Source organism: Paenibacillus antibioticophila (genome assembly GCF_000455265.1).
Taxonomy (GTDB): Bacteria; Bacillota; Bacilli; order Paenibacillales; family Paenibacillaceae; genus Fontibacillus; species Fontibacillus antibioticophila.
The window spans coordinates 334297-354131 of the sequence record NZ_HG005142.1; the positions used below are offsets into that span (position 1 = coordinate 334297).

Consider the following 19835-nt stretch of genomic DNA (forward strand, 5'->3'; position numbering starts at 1 on the left):
CTAGAGTTAGGATGAAGCTTTCGCTTGCAGCTTCTCAAGGGCTCGCTCTGCCAATGAAGCAAAGTACTTAGCGGCAGGCAATAGTGCAGCCTCATCAACATCGAAACGAGGATGATGGAGTGCATAGGCCGGTCCTGTTCCGATATTTACAAATGCGCCTGGGATCTGTTGCAGATAAAATGAAAAGTCCTCGCCCCCCATTTGCAGCGGAATATCATGCACATCATACCCGGCCTCTGAGGCGACCTCTTTGGTGAAATCAGCCCATTCCGCATGATTAATAGTTGCTGGAGGCCCAGGATACCAATGCAGCTGTGCCTCAGCTCCGGCTCCTTCAGCGACTCCTTCGATGATGCGCGTCATTTGAACAGGAATAAGGCGGCGAATCTCTTCATTGTAAGTTCGAACCGTTCCCTCGAGCTCCACCTTTTCCGGGAGAACGTTCCATGTAAAGCCCCCGTTAATTCTCGTTACACTTAATACCACCGGCTCTATCGCATTATTTTGACGGCTAACAATCGTCTGCAGCATGGTAATGATCTGAGCCGCTGTCACAATGGCATCCACACCTTTTTCCGGTGTAGCAGCATGGGCCCCGACACCTTTTACCGTAATTTCAAACCGATCAACACTTGCTGTTAAAGCTCCGGTTCTCATTCCGAAGGTTCCAGTTGGTAGATCAGGGGAATTATGAAGTCCAAATATGGCAGCAACATCCTTCAGACCTCCAGATGCCAGGACACTTTCTGCCCCATGGCCGGTTTCCTCTGCGGGCTGGAATAAGATTCTCACTCTGCCGGGAAGCTCACTTTCGCGCTCTTTTAGCAGCAAAGCAGCGCCTAAAATCGTAGCGGTATGAAAATCATGTCCACAGGCGTGCATTTTCCCCGGAATCTCTGATGCAAAGGGCAACTTTGTTTGCTCCTCTATTGGAAGTGCATCGATATCACATCGAATAGCCACAATGGGCCCATCGCCTTGTCCAATCTCTGCAATTAATCCCGTTGCCAACGGGAGGTCCATGATCTGGATATCAGCTGCTGTCAGCCAGCCCCGCAGCTTCTCGGTTGTTTTGAACTCTTCATATGCCAATTCAGGCTCTCTGTGAAGATTTCTTCGAACGCTAATTAAGTAGTTGCCCAAATCCGATGGCTGCACAGTCAAATTGTTTTCCCCCACTGCACTCATGCCTCCTTGTCTCCTTCCATCCCTCTTATTCGCTCCAGTGCAATAGATAGACTGCTAATAATATGATCTCGCATCGCTTTCTCAGCGCCGTCTTCATTTCTGTCAGCTATCATTTGTAAGATTAAGCCATGTTCTTCATCTGCCTGTCTTGTCCAATCTCCGTGCAAGGAAACAAAGCGACAGTAGCGAAGCGCGTGGTCTCTTAATTGATTCAAAACCTTCTCGAAAACGGTGAGTTCACTCATTTCCGATAAATAATCATGAAATTCAAAGCCATAGGATACAAAGTTCTGATTATCGCCTAGCTGGAAGGATTGTTTTATGTTCTCAAGGATTACCGTTAATTTTTGAATATCTTTATCTGTTGCATTCTTAGCCGCATTCTTCGCGATATAGCCTTCAAGCATGCTGCGAACAAGAAAGACTTCTTCAACCTCTTTAACTGTTATGGAAGCTACCTTCAGCCTTCCATTGGGCTGCCGAACGAGAAAATCCTCATTCTCCAACCTCTGTATGGCCTCCCTTAGCGGTGTACGACTGACCCCAAGCAATGCTGCTAAGTTCTCTTCGTTTACAGCTTGGTTTGGCTTCAGCTCGCTATCTATGATTTTTTGTTTTAATTCATAGTAAACATTGTCCTTTGACAACCTTCTTGATCTCATCACTAGCTAACCATCTCCTCCACGATTCATCTCGAGGCAAATTGCATAATTGTATACAATTTATTTTAATCCCTATGTTTAAGCTTTTTTATACTATATTCCTATTATTCCACCTAGTCAAGTGGGTATTCAGGGATTAAAAATGTTACAATTACAAAGAGAGAGACCTGGCTAAATCCAGGTCTCTCTCTGGAAAACATGATTTGTTTCGTATTAAATCCTCTATACTTGTCAACTTGCTACACATGGTGCCTTTTTAACTACTCCTTCCTGATCCAACACGTATCCAATGAGAAGGCCGCTGTATATAAAAAGGTAGTACCGTCTTTGCATCACCTTTAGCCGAATTCATTTGCATCTGGGTTAAAAACATACTAGTAGAAAGATTGGCGCCGCTAAAATCAGCGTCACGCAAATCGGCGCCAATAAAGCTTGCCGCTCTTAAATCTGAATTTCGCATATCGGCAGCAATTAGTAATGCTCCTCTAAAATCAACTGCCCTTAAATCTTTGCCATTCAACTTTTTTCCCATCCAATTAACTCTTGAACGATCCAAGTCTTTAAGTTTTTTAGCACCAGGTAATTCTGCAATCGCAGTTTCTCGAATTGAATCACTAGCCTCTGTAAGCAATCCATTCAGTGAGAACCGATAGGTTGCTAGATCAAAAGCTAATAATTTGCTGGCACTCCAGGCAGTCACCTTCTGCAGCTCGGCTAATTTCTTGCTTAGCGTATCAGTTAACGCACTCGGAAGATCGTACGACAAAGCCTCTGCTGCATATGCAATCATTTCGTGAATTTGATCCATTATAGGAAATACTCTAAACATTTGATCTCTAGCTTCCGGATTCTCTCTCCAACTTACGTTGTTGAAAGTAACTTGAGATACAACTTGTCCGGCACCTAGACAATCAAATACTGTACAGCCTTTATATCCCTTGTCTCTTAATTGAGTGTGAATATTACATCTATAATCCGATTTCAAATTGACGCAGGGCGTATTTGCGGGTTTACTCATGGGAAAATCACTTGATTGTACTATATTAAGCGCTGTACAACAAAGTCCAAAGCATTTAGAGCAATCAGCTGTTAAATTATTTCTTATACTTTTGGCTGTATTCCTATTCATGTCATTACCTTCTTCAATTTTTATGTAAATGAAAGGCTGTTCTCTCTATGGCTGTCTTAGTTAAAACCTCTATACAAGCGAACACCTAATACCGCATTGAATCCAGTTGCGGCAAACACACTGAAGCGCTCGGGAATGCCAAAATAGGCTACAGGTACGATCCCTGTTCCAACGGCTCCCGCGAGCATGAATAGTAAAGCCGCCGTTGCCCAGCCAGCTAAATAGCGATAACGTCTGTCCCGATATCCTCCGGCCATAATCAGAATGAGCGAAAGAACGGAGAGCAGGACAACAAGCACTGTCACGACATATACATGCATGATATCTTGAAACGCAGTACCGGCATTCCCCTGGACAGAGAGCGGAAAAGCTGCATATCCAATAGCCGACACCCAATTCATCACCGCAAACAAATAAATTCCGAGCCGAATCGTTCTATTCAGCTTTCCTTGTATAAATACGCATACCATCATTACAGAGGTGATACCGCAGATGTCGTACAGAGAAGCAAGCCGCCCCCACAGCACTTTGGAAGGAGCATTGCTTGCGCTGAGATCACTCACCGCCTGCGACATCCATTGATATCCGGGATAGGCTAATGGAGAAAAAAGCACCGCTGCCGCATAGGAGAACAAGCTGATGATTCCCAACAATCCGCACCATTGAACTAGCGTCCGCTTCACTTTGAGTTTCCTCCATTTTTATAAAGTCTGCTGAATTGCTTTATATGCTGTTCCACCAGTTGAAGCATCTCCTGCTCGCGCTCGGGCTGCCGGTCACATAAAGTCAGCAGCATATAAATCGGGGCATAGAAGTGAACCGCCATTATTTGCGGAGACTCGTCCTTGAATACACCAGCCTGGGCCAGCAGGTCAAATAGCATGCCTTGATAGGTCAAGGGATCCTCTACATACTGCTTGGAATAGAGCGCAGCAAGCTCTCGATTTCGATATTGCTCCACCGTCAGCATTTTTCGAAACTTACATACATACTCATCTCTTAGAAAAAATAGAAACAGCTCTTTTCCCATTTCTACGAGCTGATTTTCCGACAAGAGAGCCAGCCTTTCCAAATCCGCATGTGCGTCTAAGCCATTCATTTGCATTTGGGCTGCCCGCTGTTCGTACCTCTCTGCCATCTCAGTAAGTATCGCATGAAAGATGTCCTGTTTACTTGAAAAATGCTTGTATAAGGACGGAGCTTTAATCCCGACAGCTTTGGCAATTTCACTGACACTCACGGCGTCATATCCCTTTTCTGCTAAAAGTGTTAGCGCCGAGTAAATGATTCGTTGCTTTGTTGTCATCAAAACCAATCCATTCCTTGGCTAATGTTCATTAGCCTTATTGTAAGCTAATGGTTATTAGCTTGCAATAGATTTCCTCATTTGTTCGAAATCCTCAAACCTGCTTGTTATAATTCAAACCTAAGCGGTAAGCTTGGTTCAGCAGCAACTCGTAATGACTAGGATTTGAATCCAGAGTCTCATATAAGAATTCAACCTTAGAGTTGGATACACCGCAATAATCCGCAATGCCCACATTCAGCAGATGAGTAATCATTTCGTCGTAGCTGCGCTTTTTCATCTGTTCTTTCGAAACGCCCGCCAGACCCATCCACAAGACATGCTGATGATGAAGGTGGTTTAAACCATACGCAAACCCATTATTCCATACACGGTCAATATAGCCCTTTAACATAGCCGGCAGATGCCACCACCAAACTGGAAAAATAAATGCCAGAGCATCATGCTCCTTCATCCGTTTTATTTCCAGCTCTACTTCAGGAGAAAAGGTCTGCTCCGAAGCGGACCAATTGGGTTCATCCGCTCCTTCCAAGACAGGATCAAACCCAATCCCGTGCAAATCCAATATCTCATAATTGTGGCCAGCCTCGGCGAGGCCTTGTACGAAACGATCGGCCACCTTAAAGGTAAGGGAATCTTTTCTCGGGTGAGAAACAACGGTTAATACTTTCATCTTGCATCTTCACTACCTTTCTCCAGCAGCTGATTTCTAGCCATGATCAATGGCTGATGCTATTATAATCAGTAGGAAAATGATCCGGAAGTACGCACTTTTAGGTTCTATAGGATGACACAGGTACCTTAGGAACATGGAAGTACCCAAGCCTGTTCCCTGGAAACTGACTCGAACAGCAGTGTGAAGTGAAGGAGGATTGTAAATGACTGAACAGATGAAGAATAGCATTCGGAAGAAATATCAAGTTGGCGTGGAGGCGGCTTTAGAGGTAATGGGGGGCAAATGGAAGCCCTTGATTATCTACCATCTGATGACGGGGAGAAAACGAACGTCCGAGCTTCGCCGGCTAATTCCGGGCATTACTCAAAAAATGCTGACCACTCAGCTCAGAGGCCTGGAAAAGGATAAGATCATCACACGGATGGTTTATAATGAGGTGCCTCCAAAAGTAGAGTATGATTTGACATCCTACGGCTGGGGATTAAAGCCCGCACTTGACCATCTATGCTATTGGGGAGAGGATCACCTGGAAAAAATTTATGGCGATAAGTCCAAGGTTCTGGAAGAATTTCGTAACTTACCGGAAATGCCGAACTCTACTCAATGATCTGGACATAGGGATAGTAATTAAAGGTATGGTGTAAGCACCAACGTAGACCGCACAACCCAACAAGATAGCCGTGAATGCCATGGCCGTAAAAGTCACGATTTTTGTTTTTGGATCTATTGAATTCAACCGAAATTTACGCTTTGGACAGCTTGCGCTTCTGATATAGAACTAATCCTGCAAAAAAATAGATCAGTGTGAGCACAACCATCATGAAAACCTCAAATCGGATCTCGTAGAAGCCGGCTCCGTAATTCAATATTTTATTAAAGGCATTCACCGTATGCGTAAGCGGCAAAATGTCCGTCAGCCCCAACGGATGCCCAAGGATCGAGAGCATATTCAACTTCGGCAGTGGGAACATCGCGCCTGAAAAGAACATGAGGATAAAAAATGGAAAACAGCCCACGGTTAACACATCAAAAACCGTATTCAGGAAGCTTGCCACTACCAGACTCACGGACACCATCGAAAGGCTGGAAATGATGCCAATCAGAAGAACAGGCCCGAAATTCCCTGCCGGACTGTAGCCCAACCCCAATGCAGTCCAATAAGAAAGAACAAGCGCTCCTACAGCGATAACGGCTTGCACCATACCAATAGCCGTAAGGAAATGAACGGCTCCAAGACGGCTTAGCTTTAGCCGGATCAGTGTTTTTTTATCGTTCTCCTTCACAATGGACGCGGATGCGGTAAACAAGATCATTAAGATGGCCAAAGCCAGCAACCCCGGAACATAACCGTCAAACTCATTTAAGGGAAGTTGTTTCTCCAAAAAGGTTTCGGTTATCAAAGCAGGAAGTGTAATTTGGACGGCCGCGATCCCTTGTTTATTCACCTCATCAGCGGCCATGACTGCCGCAACGGGATATCGCAGATTATTCATGCTCCCGTAAAAATGGACTTCCGACGGGACAATCGCTTTCTTTGAGATGGCATCGGCATGGATTTTGGAATAATCGCTAGGAATAACCATTCCAATATCGATTGTTTTCTCTTTTACTTGCGCCTCCAATTCAGGAAGCTCAGTGATAGGGCTGAAATTGAATATATTCTCGCCATTCTGTCCCTTCTTCTCTTGGATCATTTCAACCAGCTCAGTCGCCGGTTTGCCGCCATCGAGATTAAGAACTCCGATATGGTATGTAGTCGGCTCTCCCCCATAAAACAAGTACATGATCAGCAGAAAAAACGGAGAAAAAAACAGCACCATCACAAGTACTTTCCAGTCCCGAATATTTTCTTTCCATGACTTTATTGCAGCCGCAATCAGTTTCATTCCCGAAGCCCCCTTCCTGTCATAGAAATAAATGCGTCTTCAAGCGTCCGCTTACGGATCGTCATATCCTCCATCTGGATACGAAATGCTTTTAATGTCTGGTTAACGATTGGAATGTGCTCAACCACATGGCTTGCGCCAAGCAATAAAAGACCGTCTACCAGCTTTTTTTCTGTGAATACGGGCGGAAAGGCTTCCAGCAGTTTATCGGTTTGCCCCGCGGGTATTCCGCTGAGTCTGACCTGTAAAATATCTCCCTTGCCTGATTTTTCTTTAAGTCTTTCAGGCGTGTCGATCTGGAGTATTTTCCCATGGTCAATGATAGCTACTCGATTGGACAGTCTATCGGCTTCATCCATGTCATGCGTCGTAAGAAGTACGCTTTTCTGTTGGGCCGCCAGTTGTCTGATAAAGTCTCGCACAAGAACACGGCTCTGCGGATCGAGCCCGGCCTGAGGTTCATCCAGAATGATCAGATCCGGATCATGGACAAGCGCAAGCGCGATATTCAGCCTTCTTTGCATGCCTCCGGAAAGAGTCCCGGCAAGCTTATTCTTTTTATCTGTAAGTCCAAGGGCTTCCAGCAGGCACCCTGCCCTTTTGCCGGCCTCTTTTGGAGCTAATCCATAGGACATCCCGGCAAATTTCAACTGTTCAGAACAGGTCAGTTTCTCCCAGATCACAATGTCCTGGGGACATAATCCGATCATCCCTTTAACCTGACGATAGTGTGCCGATATCGAGATTCCACCATAAGCCACGTTTCCGGCATCCGCTTTCAACAGTCCGCACAGCATACTGATCGTCGTCGTTTTGCCGGCGCCATTTGGGCCAAGCAATCCGAAGACCTCTCCTCTAAATACCGAAAAGCTTACCTGATCCACGACCCGTGTGCTTCCGTAGGATTTGCTTAATCCGTCCACAGAAAGAAATATTTCCTTCTCCATGCTCTCTCCCCTTTTAAGGATGGTCCCGTACCTAACCTGCTACAGATTCAAATCACTTGTACTTTTTGTTGGGCTTCCGTTTGATTTGTAGCAGCTTTTCCATATCAGGAAATAAAGAAGTGCTGGTCAGCTCAAACATCATCCATTTGCCATCATGGTAGGTGGTAGACTCGTCGTAAACTCGTTGCACTTCTGGTGAATAATTATTTCTATCAGCCTCAAATTTGGCCCTCTCATCCTTACCGAAAATAATCATAAAGCCGAACACATTCTCTTTTGCGTACAAGGCACACAAAGATTTGCCGCCCCTGCGATACTTATACTCGTAGGTCCATCTCTTCCCGCCGCTGTTCCAGAGACGTTCCATATCGTATTTTGATTCTATTAGGTTGGTTAGCTGTACCCATACATCGAGTAACGGTTGCCCAAGCAAACCTATCATTTCCTCTTGGGTTGGTATTTTTTCAAGCATTACATCACCTCCATCTTGAAGTTTTATTATTTTCTAGATCGTCAGCTTTCAATTTGTTTTATATGATGCAGCATGTGACTTAAGTAATCATCAAATAACCAGCGTAGGGTAACCCTGCGCTTATCGCTTAAGATACATTGCTTATTGAAATCCAGTTCACTAGCATTTCTCAGGACATTCAGTATTTGTTTGTTGAGTTGAATCCATAATGCAAGCAAATCTGACTTACTATAATTGTTTTGATAATCATGAATTCTGATCCATTCATTCTGCTTATATCCATCAATACTCACTGGTTCATCAGTCAAAATGATTCGGACAAATCCGGAATGGTTATTTACCGCCGAGTCACATAAATGTCCTAATATTTCTTGCTTTGACCACTTGTTTGCCGAAACCTTATTCATAAACTCACGATCTTCAATGCGGTTTATGACCTTTGGTATTTCATTAAGCAGTTTTTCTAATTCCACTATTGAACTCATCATTTATCACTCTTTCTTAGGTTTGAACGCAGTTTTAATGGTAAGTAGATTTGCTGTTGGGCAACACCAAGCGCCTGATCAAAAGCACCGCCAGGGTTTGGCATATTGCACATTCCACTTTTAGGAAAGTCGCCATATTCAAAAACGTCGCTGTTTTTTATCCAGTTCATCATCTCATTCACGGTGTCGTTCAGGTCATCCTTGTTGTTTTCATCCCCTGTGGCAACTAGGAACATCCCACCCGGAAATTCAATGATTTCGTAAGGAACTACGTCCGCTTGAGTAACATCATCCTTTATTGCTGATATCAAAATATTTAGCCCATATCCCCATGTTTCTTTATCGCCCTCATGCCATAAAAAGTCTGCAGGTTCATAGATATGCTCTTGTACCAGATGGCGGTGAGACTCTAACCATTCGCTAAAGCCGTCTTTGCCAAACAACTCGTCAAATGTTTTCAAGCCTGAGGAAACCGCACGGAATTTCCTGATTTCAATGCCTCGCATATTTTGAAGCTTACTCATAATAATAATTCCCCCCGATTGCTTGTTTCGCCCGATAGTGGAACCGCAGCTCCTTGTTACGGAGCGGGGCAAATAATTTTGGCCGCAAACAAAGCTTCAAATGTATTGGCCGCCCCTCCATGCTCCACAATTTTTCCGTTTAGTACCTTGTCAATATTGACTCCGGTAATACACAACTTCTTGCCAGAAGGTTTCATGCCGAGCCACTCGCCTTGATGTGTTCCTTCCATTATAAATTCAGAAATGACGTAATCACCGTCACAATATTGAGCCGTAATGAGCATTTTTAAATCAGGATAGGTCTGCCTTACTTCAATCATGTGTTGCTTCATGCCCTCTATCCCAACCGGAATGATTTTGTCCCCTGTTCTAATCGCACACTGGTCTGATACATAATGAGGAACTTCATCCATTAAATGCTCAGATAGAATCGACTCATAAAAAAACCTTACTTTTTCCACATGGTTCATATTAGTTGCTCCTTTCACATTCATTTCCGCTGAGTAAGGACAGCTATACCAAAAGCGGCTATGCCCAGAATGAAGATAAGCCCTCCGGTAGCAAGCAGTTGAAACCAATCCGTCGTTGTGGTCTGCATCAGCATTCTAAGGCTATTGATGACATGGGTGAACGGGTTGAGCATGGCTGCGATCCGGAAGCCGCCCTCAAGCTGTTCGTAAGGTATCAAAGCGGAACTGACAAAAAATAAAGGCAATGTAACCGTATTGATAAGCGCAATAAAGGAATTTTCATCTGGCAGGATAAAACTGATCGTGTAAGAAACAGCCGACACAAACGCTATGGTTAAAAACAATAAGGCGGCCATAAGGAGCATTCCGCTTATACCTGACGCAATCCGTACAGACATTGCAAAAGCTATACTTGCCATAATGATGATTTGGATAAAGGACAGGACTGCCGCATCTAAAATGTGAGCCAGTATAATGGAGCTTCTCTTCACAGGGGATATCATCATCCGGTAAAAGCTGCCTCCGGTTTTTAAAGAATAGTTGGCAATGCCGCTCACGCCGGAGCCTGACAACACCCCCATAACCAGAATGCCGGGCAGGATAAAAGAGGTGTAATGTTCTTCCGCGCGATTGTGGCTAAACATGGTGCTGAACAATAGAAGCCATATCAGCGGTTGGACCAAAGTCATGATAATGGTTACCGGATTCTGAAAGCGCCATTTAACGCTTCGCCAAACGAGATTATACACTTGCATTCAGCTCCCCCTCTTTCTCTGCCTGCGTAAGAGACAGAAAAATATCGTCGAGACTGGGCGTGACCACTCCAATCGCGGAATAGGGAGTCTCCTGGTCCATTAAAAACCGGTTCAGAACGGGAAAATCCTCTTTTGCATTATGCGTATTTGCGTACAGGATGTTTTTCTCTTGTCGCACTCCTTCGATAAACGGCAGAGCGGAAAGACTCGCTGCCCATGCCTGAGGTTCTGCAGAAGCATCCAGTTCAATCCGGATGATATTTTTATGAGTATGCTGCCGCAAATGCTGAGGCGTATCCTGTACCAGCTCATGTCCGTCTTTTATAATGCATACTTTGTCAGTAAGCATGTCTGCTTCTTCCAGGTAATGGGTTGTCAAAAAAACGGTTGTGCCGAATTCCGTTTTGATTTGCTTAACCGTCTCCCAGAGCGCTTTCCGCGATTCAATATCCATGCCTACCGTTGGTTCATCCAGAAATAAAATTTTGGGATAGGAAATCATACTCATGGCGATATCCAGACGCCGTTTGATGCCGCCGGAAAAGGCGGTCAGCTTATGCTTTTCATATTCCTTTAAGCCAAATGCAGCAATCAGAGCCTCCATACGCCTGTTAGCCGTCCTTCGATCCAGTCCATGCAGCCGGCTCTGAAACAGCATGTTCTCCCTTAGGGACAAGTGATCGTCGATGGATACGTTTTGAGCGACACAGGCAATAAGGGCCCGAACGGCATTGGGTTCCGTCTGTACATCATGACCTAAGACAGATACTTGACCGCTGGTAGGCTTTAAAAACGTAGTCAAAATATGAATGAATGTTGACTTCCCCGCTCCGTTTGGACCCAACAAAGAGAATATTTCCCCTGTTAAAACGGAAATGCTCAACTGATCCAGCGCCTTTTTACCATTTGCATGAACTTTTGATAATTGATTAACTGATATGGCTTCCAATATTTATCCCTCCCTGGCTCTTTGTGTTAAGCGTAAAGTATCGCACTGTGCCAGAGTCAAGCAGGAATAAATGAGGTTATATACTTCTAATGGGAAAGCATACTTCGGTAATCATATTGTCCGAGTCTGATTCCGTTTCAGGGGAAACATGATAAATGTTGAAGATCGGGCCATTCATCTCGTAAGCATTTTCGGAAATCCAGTTTGCGATGGCTTCAATTGCTTCTTCAAGCTGATAATAACCGCCCTTGTAGGTCAATGCAGCAGCGATCGTCGCAGGTTCGCTTTTACATCTTACGGTGTCTGTGCTTCTATAGGTTCCAATGACAGCCCGCTGAACTTCCACATCTATTTCCTGTTCAACATACCCTTCACTATGAAAAATGGCTATGTTATAACCTGGATTGGCAAGCTGAATGTTTTGTTCCTCAATCGCCTCTGATAGCTTCTCCCACAGCAGTCCCTCCTGATTGTAGGCGGCAATTGTACTACGGTAGCTGATTACGCTTCTTTCGGGAAGCTTTTTAATCGCAATGTTAAACCTCGAAAGAGAGGAGCCTTGATCAAGCCCCTTAATGGTTGTTTGAAGCAAGCGTAATTGTTGTTGCATCGCCTCTATTTCTTCTTGCTTTTGAGCGGCCTGGATCGTTAAATAGCGCCTCAGGCTCTCTTCATTGTTATATTCTGCGAATATTTTCTTGATCAGAGACAAACCAAGGCCCATATCTATTAACGCCTGAATACGGTTGGCGACAGGAAGCTGCTCTTTGTTGTAATAACGATAGCCTGTGCCTTCGTCAATATGCGCCGGAATGAGTAACCCGATCTCATCATAGTGCCGAAGCCTGTAAATGCTTATTTTAGATAGGGCAGAAAAATCTCCGATTTTAAGCAGTTTTTTTACCTCCTCTTCCTTACAAACGCCTAAAGTCCAATCGCACCAACTTTTTACCATTTGGCAAAAGTACTTCCGCTTGGGATACGTTGTGATAGTGAATCTCTTCCATAGCCTGGATCAAAGATTTTGCGCTTATCTGGTGATGCACCCTGTCCAAATCGTTAAAGACACGACTATACGGAGAAGCTGACACAAATGCGTCCTCTGTATCCGTTTGAATAACACATGATACATAATGCGGTTTAACCTGGTTGATGACTTGTTGGAAACAGGCGCAGCCGATATATTCGATAAACAAGTTGGCTACAACCAGATTGGCATGAGGAAGCAGCGAATAATCCTCCCTTAAATCCAAGCAAAGCATTTCCAACAGGTCACTCAGCTGAGGATAGCGGCTTACGCAGGCATCCAGATAATCGCTGTTAATGTCTACGCCAATTACATGATTGATTACCCTTGGATCGATATGCTCCAGGCCGTTTCCGCCCGCAATCCCCAAAATCATGATGCTTTTGACAGGATACTGAGCAAATTGCTCCTTCATCATCGCGTTCAGGACTTGCAGCTGTCTGACAGAGTCTGATTTCATATGGTTTTCATAGTCCGTTAACTTTATTTTTTCCCACGGGTTTCCCCGTTCCGCTTCCCTGCGGTGCCTCTCAATAAATGAAATGCTATTTCGCACAAGTAACTGCAACCCTTCTTCTTCAATCGGAAAATGCCCGGCGCCTTTTAGCATATGGAGCTCCTTTTCACTGCCAAGCTTGTCATAGAACACTCTGCTGAGCGATACATCCGTCCAGCGGTCCTGCTCAGGATGAAGCAGGATGAAAGGAGTGAAGAACTCCGCAGGCTCTATATCCAAACATGCCGCCAGCATATTTCCCCCTCCATTACAAATTAACAATCGATCCGGTTTTTATGGTCCAGTCCTGCTTGATAAGTTCAATGGCTCTTGGGCTGAGTATGCTTTCATCCAGCACTGCGAATTCTCTGACATCGTCCTCAAACCATTCCATGGCTTGCAGGAGGTTATCTCTGACCATCACCAAATCTTCTGTACAGCCATATTTCATCAAATGCTTTTGTTTAGTTTCATCTATATAATGCAGCTTGCTGGCCGAGCCGCCCCAGGTGATTTGATCATATGCCGTCAACAGCAAAGAGCTATGCGTATCCATCAAAATGCGCAGGACCCCGTTTAACTTAAAAAAGTCTTGGCGCGCAAAATACTTGGCGGACATCTGCACATGAAACCAATAAGTCGTAATCAGCCTCCGAATGTCATCTTTCCACAAATGCCCTTTGACTCCCAAATCCGCCAACGCTTGCACACTGCCATCCCGATCAAAGACGATATCCTTTGCTTGCAACTCGGTGTAGTGAATCCGGCATATCTCCTCATTGATGCGTGCCTTGTTTAAGAGGAACACATCATACTGAAACAGATGCTCCTTCTGCCGCAAAATATAGCCATAGTTCTTGATGGCCTGACTGTTGAAATCCTCCGGCCAACAAAGGATGACTTCATCACACACGCCGCCAAGCATAACCGTGAGTTTTTCATCCACCGCCGTATAAGCGGCTTCTTCCACGAGAAAAACAATGTCGATATCGGAATGATCGTCCGTTGTCCCATGAGCGGCAGAGCCAAAATACCATGCTCCCAGCACACCTTGTTCAGCTTTCATGGCTGTTATGAATGCGTTATGTACAGATTGAAGTTCGTTTAACATCGCATATCCTCCTTGGGTTCTGACCTTCGATCTGCTTCAATACCTATGTCTTCATTACGAACTCCTATACTGCGATATACCAGTATACACCGTATTTGTCGACTACATCAGCGCAACAAGAGCTCCATGGAAGGGAACCCAATGGTAGCAGCACCGTTCCATCCTTCTTCAACATCTCATATGCCCTTTTCACTTCATCTTATTCACTCTCCATAATGTTATACTTTTCACAAACATTATCTCTAAAAGGCATTCCAAAAAAATGTAAAGATAAACACACAGCCCCAGGCATTCCCGGTGTATTCTTTTACCATCACCATGCCATAGACAATGAGAAATATCGTCAACATTTCAATAATACCTTCAGCAGTTACACCGATTGCACCATGAATAAGGATGCACAGCACAGCGCAAGCAATAGCTCCCCAATTAAGCCATCGATTCTTACTGGGATATCGCCGGTTGATTTTATCGCTGATTACCACGTAATTGAAACCTTCAAAGAACCCCCAGACAATAGCAGTTATTAGTATTCCAATAACATTTATCGGAAAATCGTTCAATAACACCTCCCGGGTTGTCCAAACCGACTGGAATGGTAAATAGCTTGTTATTTGCCCCGTCGATAGCATGAAAATCATATAAGGAACAAAGCATAGGGAACACAAAATAACGGATAGTACCGCCCCTTTTCTGTTCAAACCATAAGTAAGCAGATTCTCTTTTCTGATCATGGACACCATGACAATTCCTAATCCCGCCAGACCAAATTGAAAGCCAGCGCTCCAAAGGACACGCAGAAGGATATTAATACTGCTATCCTTTACAAACGCAATAAATTGATTTTGAAATACCATGTATATCCCAAGCACCACAAAAGAAATCAAGGCAATAGCCCATAAATCCACGTCTGTTTTTCGCTGTTCCAACGATAAATCCTTCTTGGGTTTATTGCTCATCATAAGAAAACACCATATTCGCTTTCACGGAATAGTATAATTTCTATATTCATGTCTCTCTCCTTTATATATAGGCTATACTTCATGACTTTTATCATTTAGGGTTCAACTCGATATATTTCTTACCTAATAAGGTTGTCGCCCAGTCATATGAGTCCGCCGTTTCATACTTCCGATACACATGTTCTTGCGCAACGATCATTAACAAATAAAGATCGTACCAAAGAATTCTTCGGTTCTCCTCCTCTGTCAGCTGCCCAATTCCGTAGCCTCTCAAAAAGTCAGGCGATTGAGCATAGGATCTGAATCCAACCTCCATAAGCGGATCGCCCCACAGGCATCGCTCCCAATCAATGATCCCCGTAAGCCTCCCGTCCTCAATAAAAATATTGCCATCCCATACATCCCAATGAACTAAACGAGGCGTTACAACCTCAAGAAATAGGTTTTTATCTTTATCCAGTAAATCCAGCAGCTCGCGCGATGAGATTTTAAGATCAATGCTTTCCTTTTCTGCATCCATCATGACGGCTTTCAACATTTCACAAAACACTTCATACCAGTTTTCGCCTTGAAATTTCTTTAGGCCAGGATAACCGAAGTAAGCGTTTGTAATTTGGTTAATTTCTTTAGTCAGCGAACCCACCAGAGAATAAACATCGTTTACCTCCTGTGGGGTCAATCTTGATTTCCGGGTAGACAAGCTTTCTCCTTTTAACTTTTCCATGAAAAAATAGGGCGCACTACACCATTGACATGAGGGATCATAAAATTCGACCCTCGGTACGGGGACATGGGTCTTCTGTGCAACTAATCGCATTGAACGCACTTCGGACTCCATGATATTCTGTTCGTAGGTCATGACCGTGACTGTAGGGTGAGGCGCTATCTTGAGAATACTTGCTGTCCCATCATCGAAAGAAACCTCGTAGGCGATATTAAAATATCCTTCCGTCAGTTCACGAAAATTTTCGAGTTTTCTCTCAGGGAAAGCCTGCTGAATCAATTTTGCGAGTGTCGATTCACTTTGGATGTTTTTAGTTAAATACGCCATTTCTCCCACCCTTTGTCCATGTTGTTATCTATTCCATTTTCACCTGGCCTAGCTCCAGTATAATTTCAAAGCATAGAAAAACATATTTACCCACTTTAGATCTTACCTATCTTAAGTTTACTTTTTCATACTTATAGTTTGACTTATAACGTTTGAGAGGGGCAATCAACTTGGATCATTCCTTTTATAAAGTGCTTCAACTGTCAGATCTGGAAGAGAAAAAGCGGATTGACCGTTCACTCGATGAATTAATGGAAGATGAGTATCAATTAAATGACAATATGAGAAAGCTTATTGAGGATCAACAATATGTATTTCCTTCGTTGAACCAGAATCATGCTACACCTGATATGTTGATCCGAACGCAAGATACAATCAGCGCTAAGAAGCATCACTATTCAACGACACCTTATTTTCATCGGCACGACTTTATCGAAATGGTCTACGTATATAAAGGTCTTTGTTATCAATATATTGAATCGCAAGATCAGCTCATGATTCTGAATGAAGGAGAATTATTTATTCTTAACCAGAATGTGCTGCACGCATTGTATCAGCCAAATCCAGAAGACATCATCATCAAGATGATTATTCCCCCTAGGTACTTAGGGTTTGAATTTGGCGAACGTCAGGAGTTTCAGGACTCCATTCTTGATTTTTTAACTAAGTCAGTGATGAAAAGGAGTTTATCCTACCACTATTTGCATTTTCGTACGGCGTCAAATCCGTTAATCAGGACTTTTGTTGAAAGATTGGTTACTGAATACTATCAAAAGGCAGACTACTTTGAAGATGCCATGTGCTATTATTTAAAGCTGTTATTCGTCGAGCTTAGCAGAAGTAAATCCATCATAAACAGTATGCATTTTGAAATGAAAACGAAACGATTACAACATGAACAACTGCTGAACTATGTAAGAGAAAATATGCAAACCATTACCCTGGACCAATTGGCTAATGAATTTTCATATAATAAGTGCTATCTTAGCCGATTAATCTCCGAGGAATTTGGAGAAAGCTTTCAGAAAATAGTAAGAGATATACGGATGGGAGAAATCGAGAAATTAATCCGATACACGAATCTATCCATTGAACAAATTGCTGAACGAGTAGGGTATAAAAACGCCGTTATCATCTATAAAATGATCCGCGAAAAATATAATATGACTCCAAGCGAATTTCGAAAGAACCGATGATATTTGTTGCCTCTAATGTCATGAATTTAAGCAATTTTCTTTGACTGGAATTAATAGATCAAGCTGAAAGCCTTCACCTTCCGGGTCAGGAAGATACACTCGATTCACATAATTTAAGGATTCTTCAAGCCAGCCGAACATGTTTCCAGAGTCCCAGTTGCCAGCATACTCGTATTTTTCGCTATTTCTGACCCATCTTGCAAGCCAATCCCATGCTTCAAAGTGACCGAACGGGATCATGTACGCGGCATATAATCCCCCGTTAAAGCGTTTCTTTACCAAAGGCTCCGGCACTTCCATATCCTCCGGGATGGTAACCCACATCTCGTAACCATGATGATTTGTTTCGTCGACCGGATTCGGGGCATTGAATCCATAATGACGCAAATCCGGTTTGATTTTTGGTAAATCATGCTCTAACACAAACTTATCTATCATTCGTGAGACCGTGCTTTCCGGTTCATCTCCCTCATATTGATAAGCAGCCACAGCGGCAGGCGGCAGGTAAATAATCCGCACATCCCTATCACTTAATTTGTCCAGATTTTCACTTGCCTTGTTTAAATCCTCCAATGTTTTCTCCTCCTTTATTTTGTGATTTATGTTAGAAAGCGGTGCAATGATCGGCACTATATCGGCATTTTCCAAAATATCTGTCATAAGACAGATGCCTGACTTTTCTCGAAGCTCATCCACGAATTTGTTTAAAATGGAACGAATGGTTGATAATGAATCGATTTCGATATTGATAGCATGAATGTTCTGAATAAGGATATTTGTTGCATGAACAGCATCCGGATTAGCCAGTAACATACCTATTTGTTTCAAAGAGATGCGTAGTTTACGTAGAATAAGGATTTGGTTTATGCGCGTACAAGCTTCTGCATCGTATACCCGGTAAGAGTACCCTTGCACTCGTTGACTTTGAATCAGACCCAGTTGTTCATAATAGCGCAACATGCGGGTAGAAATACCCAACAATTTTGTAACCTCTGTTATCGTCTTTAAATTGTTCATGCCTGATCTCCTTTCTCATACAGATCATAAAGTGCGACACGACGTCAATGTCAAGGTTCTCCTGTGCTTCTTGTCGTACATCACAACGGTTACAATTGAAACAAGAACAATCGCAGCATTTGCGGCAATGGTTCCCGCCCAAGTCATAGTCGTCGTACCGAAGATGGGGGATGCCGCATTGAAGCTACTTGTTTGTTTTTCCTCAGAACGATATACGAAGCAATAGCGGGCGACAAAATATAGATTGCAAAAGGAATATTCATCATGAATTGCTGGAATGTGTGAACCCAATTGTGTACCGTATATCCGAATGGCCCAAGAGCAATCAAAGCACCTGACACAAGGTAGGCTATGAAAAATGTCAGCAGCGTAAATTGTACTGCGATCTTTTTGTCCGTCATGATTTCTTCATCCCCACCTTTTATTGATACTATATATTAATTTTAGCGTATGGACGCTTTGACTTTTATCACTTGGTTGAGGAAGGTGTCAGGACTTAATCATATGTAGTAAAGCACCTGCCGGATTGGTCAGGTGCTTCTAACGATTATGACTTCCGTACCGGTCTGATATACTTAAAAAACCGCTCCGGATCATGATACATGTAAATGATTCTGCCGGGGGAAGTATCCAGACAGTAACCGGTGCCTGCAAAATCAAAAGTTGCCATTGCTTGTTCCAGCTTCTCCTCCACACTGCGATTTTCCTGCTCATAATCAAACGGCCCATGTTCAAAGACGAGATAATCGGCTTCGGGAACATCGATCAATAGCATTTGTGGGGGGACTTCGCCTTGATAATCCAAAGGAAGTCGCACACCATAGCACTCTGTACGTGGAATCCCCCAACCGCAGAGTCTGCCGTCCGGGTCAATGATGTACGCCATAATCTGACCGCTGCCGCTGTTCGTAACACTCCCGCCATCGTCATCCAATTTACCCTTGATACTATCGAGCAAGCCGCATATGGTTTCGCAGTCCTGGCCGGGAATAAGGCTTTGCTTTTGCCAAAAATCCCAATACCCATTACTCTCATCGTTTTTGATATGCAAAAATTTGTGCGCGGGAATGGTTACAAAATAAACGTTAACCCCGTCTGCCGATTTGATCATACCGATCTCTCCCAATCCGAAAAAGTAGCGGTCGAAAGGGGTGATTTTTGTACGAAGGGCAACAGGCATAGGCTGTTTTCGGTATTCACTTGGAGTTACACCATAGGTTCCCTTAAAAGCTCGGGTAAAAGCTTCATGTGATGAAAAACCATATTCAAACGCAATATCCAACAGGCTTTTGTCACTATCCCGAACCTCTTTTAGTGCAAAGGCCAGTTTTCTGTGCCGCAGATAATCCCTAAATTGCATACCCGATATTTCCTTAAATTTTCTCGTCATATGAAATTCGGAATAACCTAACTTGCGGGAAAGAAATCGGAGCGATATCGCTTCACCGTTACGATGTTGAATACACTCGTCAATTTCATCAACGATGATTTGGATTTGCTTGTGCCACTCGTACATTCGTCTGTTC

The 19835-nt window shown here is 43.6% G+C and carries 23 protein-coding genes and 1 pseudogene; 2 read left to right on the forward strand and 22 right to left on the reverse strand.

The window, feature by feature from the left end; translation table 11 throughout:
* Nucleotides 1-6 precede the first annotated feature (6 nt).
* The 6 genes from TX85_RS21885 to TX85_RS21915 form a co-directional block, all read right to left on the reverse strand.
* On the reverse strand, nucleotides 7-1188 hold the full coding sequence (locus tag TX85_RS21885; RefSeq protein ID WP_044481988.1) for an amidohydrolase: 1182 nt from the start codon (nucleotides 1186-1188) through the stop codon (nucleotides 7-9).
* Entirely contained in the window at nucleotides 1185-1850 is a 666-nt protein-coding gene (locus TX85_RS21890; RefSeq protein ID WP_044481989.1) for a GntR family transcriptional regulator, read from the reverse strand. The genes TX85_RS21885 and TX85_RS21890 overlap by 4 nt, the downstream gene beginning before the upstream one ends.
* A gap of 256 nt (nucleotides 1851-2106) precedes the next feature.
* Complete coding sequence (locus TX85_RS21895) at nucleotides 2107-2979, reverse strand: pentapeptide repeat-containing protein (protein WP_044481990.1); 873 nt, start codon at nucleotides 2977-2979, stop codon at nucleotides 2107-2109.
* A 56-nt stretch (nucleotides 2980-3035) separates the two neighbouring features.
* Nucleotides 3036-3662: a DUF998 domain-containing protein gene (locus TX85_RS26090; RefSeq protein WP_071784239.1), complete on the reverse strand. Its 627-nt coding sequence runs from the start codon at nucleotides 3660-3662 to the stop codon at nucleotides 3036-3038.
* Complete coding sequence (locus TX85_RS28235) at nucleotides 3659-4285, reverse strand: TetR/AcrR family transcriptional regulator (protein ID WP_044481991.1); 627 nt, start codon at nucleotides 4283-4285, stop codon at nucleotides 3659-3661. The genes TX85_RS26090 and TX85_RS28235 overlap by 4 nt, the downstream gene beginning before the upstream one ends.
* A 94-nt stretch (nucleotides 4286-4379) precedes the next feature.
* The gene (locus tag TX85_RS21915; RefSeq protein WP_044481992.1) at nucleotides 4380-4958 is read right to left on the reverse strand and encodes an NAD(P)H oxidoreductase; all 579 of its coding nucleotides are present in this window, start codon (nucleotides 4956-4958) and stop codon (nucleotides 4380-4382) included.
* Between the two features lie 205 nt (nucleotides 4959-5163).
* Between TX85_RS21915 and TX85_RS21920 the strand changes: the two genes are divergently transcribed.
* Nucleotides 5164-5568, forward strand: a complete 405-nt coding sequence (locus TX85_RS21920; protein ID WP_044481993.1) for a winged helix-turn-helix transcriptional regulator — start codon at nucleotides 5164-5166, stop codon at nucleotides 5566-5568.
* Between the two features lie 136 nt (nucleotides 5569-5704).
* Here TX85_RS21920 and TX85_RS21925 read toward each other — a convergent pair whose 3' ends face one another.
* From TX85_RS21925 to TX85_RS21985, 13 genes are all read right to left on the reverse strand, one after another.
* Nucleotides 5705-6847, reverse strand: coding sequence for an ABC transporter permease (locus tag TX85_RS21925; RefSeq protein WP_044481994.1), 1143 nt, complete (start codon nucleotides 6845-6847; stop codon nucleotides 5705-5707).
* Complete coding sequence (locus TX85_RS21930; protein WP_044481995.1) at nucleotides 6844-7794, reverse strand: ABC transporter ATP-binding protein; 951 nt, start codon at nucleotides 7792-7794, stop codon at nucleotides 6844-6846. Before TX85_RS21930 ends, TX85_RS21925 begins: the two co-directional genes overlap by 4 nt.
* Before the next feature lie 52 nt (nucleotides 7795-7846).
* The gene (locus TX85_RS21935; RefSeq protein ID WP_044481996.1) at nucleotides 7847-8266 is read right to left on the reverse strand and encodes a DUF3788 domain-containing protein; all 420 of its coding nucleotides are present in this window, start codon (nucleotides 8264-8266) and stop codon (nucleotides 7847-7849) included.
* A gap of 41 nt (nucleotides 8267-8307) precedes the next feature.
* The gene (locus TX85_RS21940; RefSeq protein ID WP_233500825.1) at nucleotides 8308-8739 is read right to left on the reverse strand and encodes a DinB family protein; all 432 of its coding nucleotides are present in this window, start codon (nucleotides 8737-8739) and stop codon (nucleotides 8308-8310) included.
* Nucleotides 8740-8750: 11 nt separating this feature from the next.
* A complete protein-coding gene (locus TX85_RS21945; RefSeq protein ID WP_044481998.1) occupies nucleotides 8751-9275 on the reverse strand; it encodes a hypothetical protein in 525 nt (174 codons plus the stop codon).
* A gap of 56 nt (nucleotides 9276-9331) precedes the next feature.
* Nucleotides 9332-9745: an ester cyclase gene (locus TX85_RS21950; RefSeq protein ID WP_044481999.1), complete on the reverse strand. Its 414-nt coding sequence runs from the start codon at nucleotides 9743-9745 to the stop codon at nucleotides 9332-9334.
* 20 nt (nucleotides 9746-9765) lie between these two features.
* Nucleotides 9766-10500: an ABC transporter permease gene (locus TX85_RS21955; protein ID WP_044482000.1), complete on the reverse strand. Its 735-nt coding sequence runs from the start codon at nucleotides 10498-10500 to the stop codon at nucleotides 9766-9768.
* Nucleotides 10487-11449 (reverse strand): ABC transporter ATP-binding protein, encoded by a 963-nt coding sequence (locus TX85_RS21960; protein WP_044482001.1) that lies wholly within the window; start codon nucleotides 11447-11449, stop codon nucleotides 10487-10489. Before TX85_RS21960 ends, TX85_RS21955 begins: the two co-directional genes overlap by 14 nt.
* 76 nt (nucleotides 11450-11525) lie before the next feature.
* Nucleotides 11526-12404 carry a MerR family transcriptional regulator gene (locus tag TX85_RS21965; protein WP_199558847.1) on the reverse strand — a complete coding sequence of 293 codons (879 nt, stop codon included), beginning with the start codon at nucleotides 12402-12404 and terminating at the stop codon, nucleotides 11526-11528.
* Entirely contained in the window at nucleotides 12364-13227 is an 864-nt protein-coding gene (locus tag TX85_RS27800; RefSeq protein WP_222860722.1) for a class I SAM-dependent methyltransferase, read from the reverse strand. Before TX85_RS27800 ends, TX85_RS21965 begins: the two co-directional genes overlap by 41 nt.
* A 13-nt stretch (nucleotides 13228-13240) precedes the next feature.
* Nucleotides 13241-14083, reverse strand: a complete 843-nt coding sequence (locus TX85_RS21975) for a nucleotidyltransferase domain-containing protein (RefSeq protein ID WP_044482002.1) — start codon at nucleotides 14081-14083, stop codon at nucleotides 13241-13243.
* A gap of 242 nt (nucleotides 14084-14325) precedes the next feature.
* Nucleotides 14326-15045: a hypothetical protein gene (locus tag TX85_RS21980; protein WP_199558848.1), complete on the reverse strand. Its 720-nt coding sequence runs from the start codon at nucleotides 15043-15045 to the stop codon at nucleotides 14326-14328.
* Nucleotides 15046-15136: 91 nt separating this feature from the next.
* Nucleotides 15137-16096 (reverse strand): phosphotransferase family protein, encoded by a 960-nt coding sequence (locus TX85_RS21985; protein WP_044482003.1) that lies wholly within the window; start codon nucleotides 16094-16096, stop codon nucleotides 15137-15139.
* 170 nt (nucleotides 16097-16266) lie between these two features.
* Between TX85_RS21985 and TX85_RS21990 the strand changes: the two genes are divergently transcribed.
* Entirely contained in the window at nucleotides 16267-17292 is a 1026-nt protein-coding gene (locus TX85_RS21990) for a helix-turn-helix transcriptional regulator (protein ID WP_044482004.1), read from the forward strand.
* An 18-nt stretch (nucleotides 17293-17310) separates the two neighbouring features.
* On the opposite strand, the gene TX85_RS21995 is transcribed toward TX85_RS21990, so the two are convergent.
* From TX85_RS21995 to TX85_RS22005, 3 genes and pseudogenes are all read right to left on the reverse strand, one after another.
* Nucleotides 17311-18309 carry a MerR family transcriptional regulator gene (locus TX85_RS21995; protein ID WP_044482005.1) on the reverse strand — a complete coding sequence of 333 codons (999 nt, stop codon included), beginning with the start codon at nucleotides 18307-18309 and terminating at the stop codon, nucleotides 17311-17313.
* A gap of 173 nt (nucleotides 18310-18482) precedes the next feature.
* Nucleotides 18483-18710: pseudogene (locus TX85_RS28240) on the reverse strand (CPBP family intramembrane glutamic endopeptidase); the annotation flags it as partial.
* Nucleotides 18711-18856: 146 nt separating this feature from the next.
* Nucleotides 18857-19825, reverse strand: a complete 969-nt coding sequence (locus TX85_RS22005) for a helix-turn-helix transcriptional regulator (protein ID WP_044482007.1) — start codon at nucleotides 19823-19825, stop codon at nucleotides 18857-18859.
* Nucleotides 19826-19835 lie beyond the last annotated feature (10 nt).

What these genes read in the sequence shown, in the direction of transcription:
- TX85_RS21885 (WP_044481988.1), bottom strand. Translation starts at nt 1,188, where the DNA reads ATGAGTGCAGTGGGGGAAAACAATTTGACTGTGCAGCCATCGGATTTG.
- TX85_RS21890 (WP_044481989.1), bottom strand. Translation starts at nt 1,850, where the DNA reads ATGAGATCAAGAAGGTTGTCAAAGGACAATGTTTACTATGAATTAAAA.
- TX85_RS21895 (WP_044481990.1), bottom strand. Translation starts at nt 2,979, where the DNA reads ATGAATAGGAATACAGCCAAAAGTATAAGAAATAATTTAACAGCTGAT.
- TX85_RS28235 (WP_044481991.1), bottom strand. Translation starts at nt 4,285, where the DNA reads ATGACAACAAAGCAACGAATCATTTACTCGGCGCTAACACTTTTAGCA.
- TX85_RS21915 (WP_044481992.1), bottom strand. Translation starts at nt 4,958, where the DNA reads ATGAAAGTATTAACCGTTGTTTCTCACCCGAGAAAAGATTCCCTTACC.
- TX85_RS21920 (WP_044481993.1), top strand. Translation starts at nt 5,164, where the DNA reads ATGACTGAACAGATGAAGAATAGCATTCGGAAGAAATATCAAGTTGGC.
- TX85_RS21925 (WP_044481994.1), bottom strand. Translation starts at nt 6,847, where the DNA reads ATGAAACTGATTGCGGCTGCAATAAAGTCATGGAAAGAAAATATTCGG.
- TX85_RS21930 (WP_044481995.1), bottom strand. Translation starts at nt 7,794, where the DNA reads ATGGAGAAGGAAATATTTCTTTCTGTGGACGGATTAAGCAAATCCTAC.
- TX85_RS21935 (WP_044481996.1), bottom strand. Translation starts at nt 8,266, where the DNA reads ATGCTTGAAAAAATACCAACCCAAGAGGAAATGATAGGTTTGCTTGGG.
- TX85_RS21945 (WP_044481998.1), bottom strand. Translation starts at nt 9,275, where the DNA reads ATGAGTAAGCTTCAAAATATGCGAGGCATTGAAATCAGGAAATTCCGT.
- TX85_RS21950 (WP_044481999.1), bottom strand. Translation starts at nt 9,745, where the DNA reads ATGAACCATGTGGAAAAAGTAAGGTTTTTTTATGAGTCGATTCTATCT.
- TX85_RS21955 (WP_044482000.1), bottom strand. Translation starts at nt 10,500, where the DNA reads ATGCAAGTGTATAATCTCGTTTGGCGAAGCGTTAAATGGCGCTTTCAG.
- TX85_RS21965 (WP_199558847.1), bottom strand. Translation starts at nt 12,404, where the DNA reads ATGGTAAAAAGTTGGTGCGATTGGACTTTAGGCGTTTGTAAGGAAGAG.
- TX85_RS27800 (WP_222860722.1), bottom strand. Translation starts at nt 13,227, where the DNA reads ATGCTGGCGGCATGTTTGGATATAGAGCCTGCGGAGTTCTTCACTCCT.
- TX85_RS21975 (WP_044482002.1), bottom strand. Translation starts at nt 14,083, where the DNA reads ATGTTAAACGAACTTCAATCTGTACATAACGCATTCATAACAGCCATG.
- TX85_RS21980 (WP_199558848.1), bottom strand. Translation starts at nt 15,045, where the DNA reads ATGATGAGCAATAAACCCAAGAAGGATTTATCGTTGGAACAGCGAAAA.
- TX85_RS21985 (WP_044482003.1), bottom strand. Translation starts at nt 16,096, where the DNA reads ATGGCGTATTTAACTAAAAACATCCAAAGTGAATCGACACTCGCAAAA.
- TX85_RS21995 (WP_044482005.1), bottom strand. Translation starts at nt 18,309, where the DNA reads ATGAACAATTTAAAGACGATAACAGAGGTTACAAAATTGTTGGGTATT.
- TX85_RS22005 (WP_044482007.1), bottom strand. Translation starts at nt 19,825, where the DNA reads ATGTACGAGTGGCACAAGCAAATCCAAATCATCGTTGATGAAATTGAC.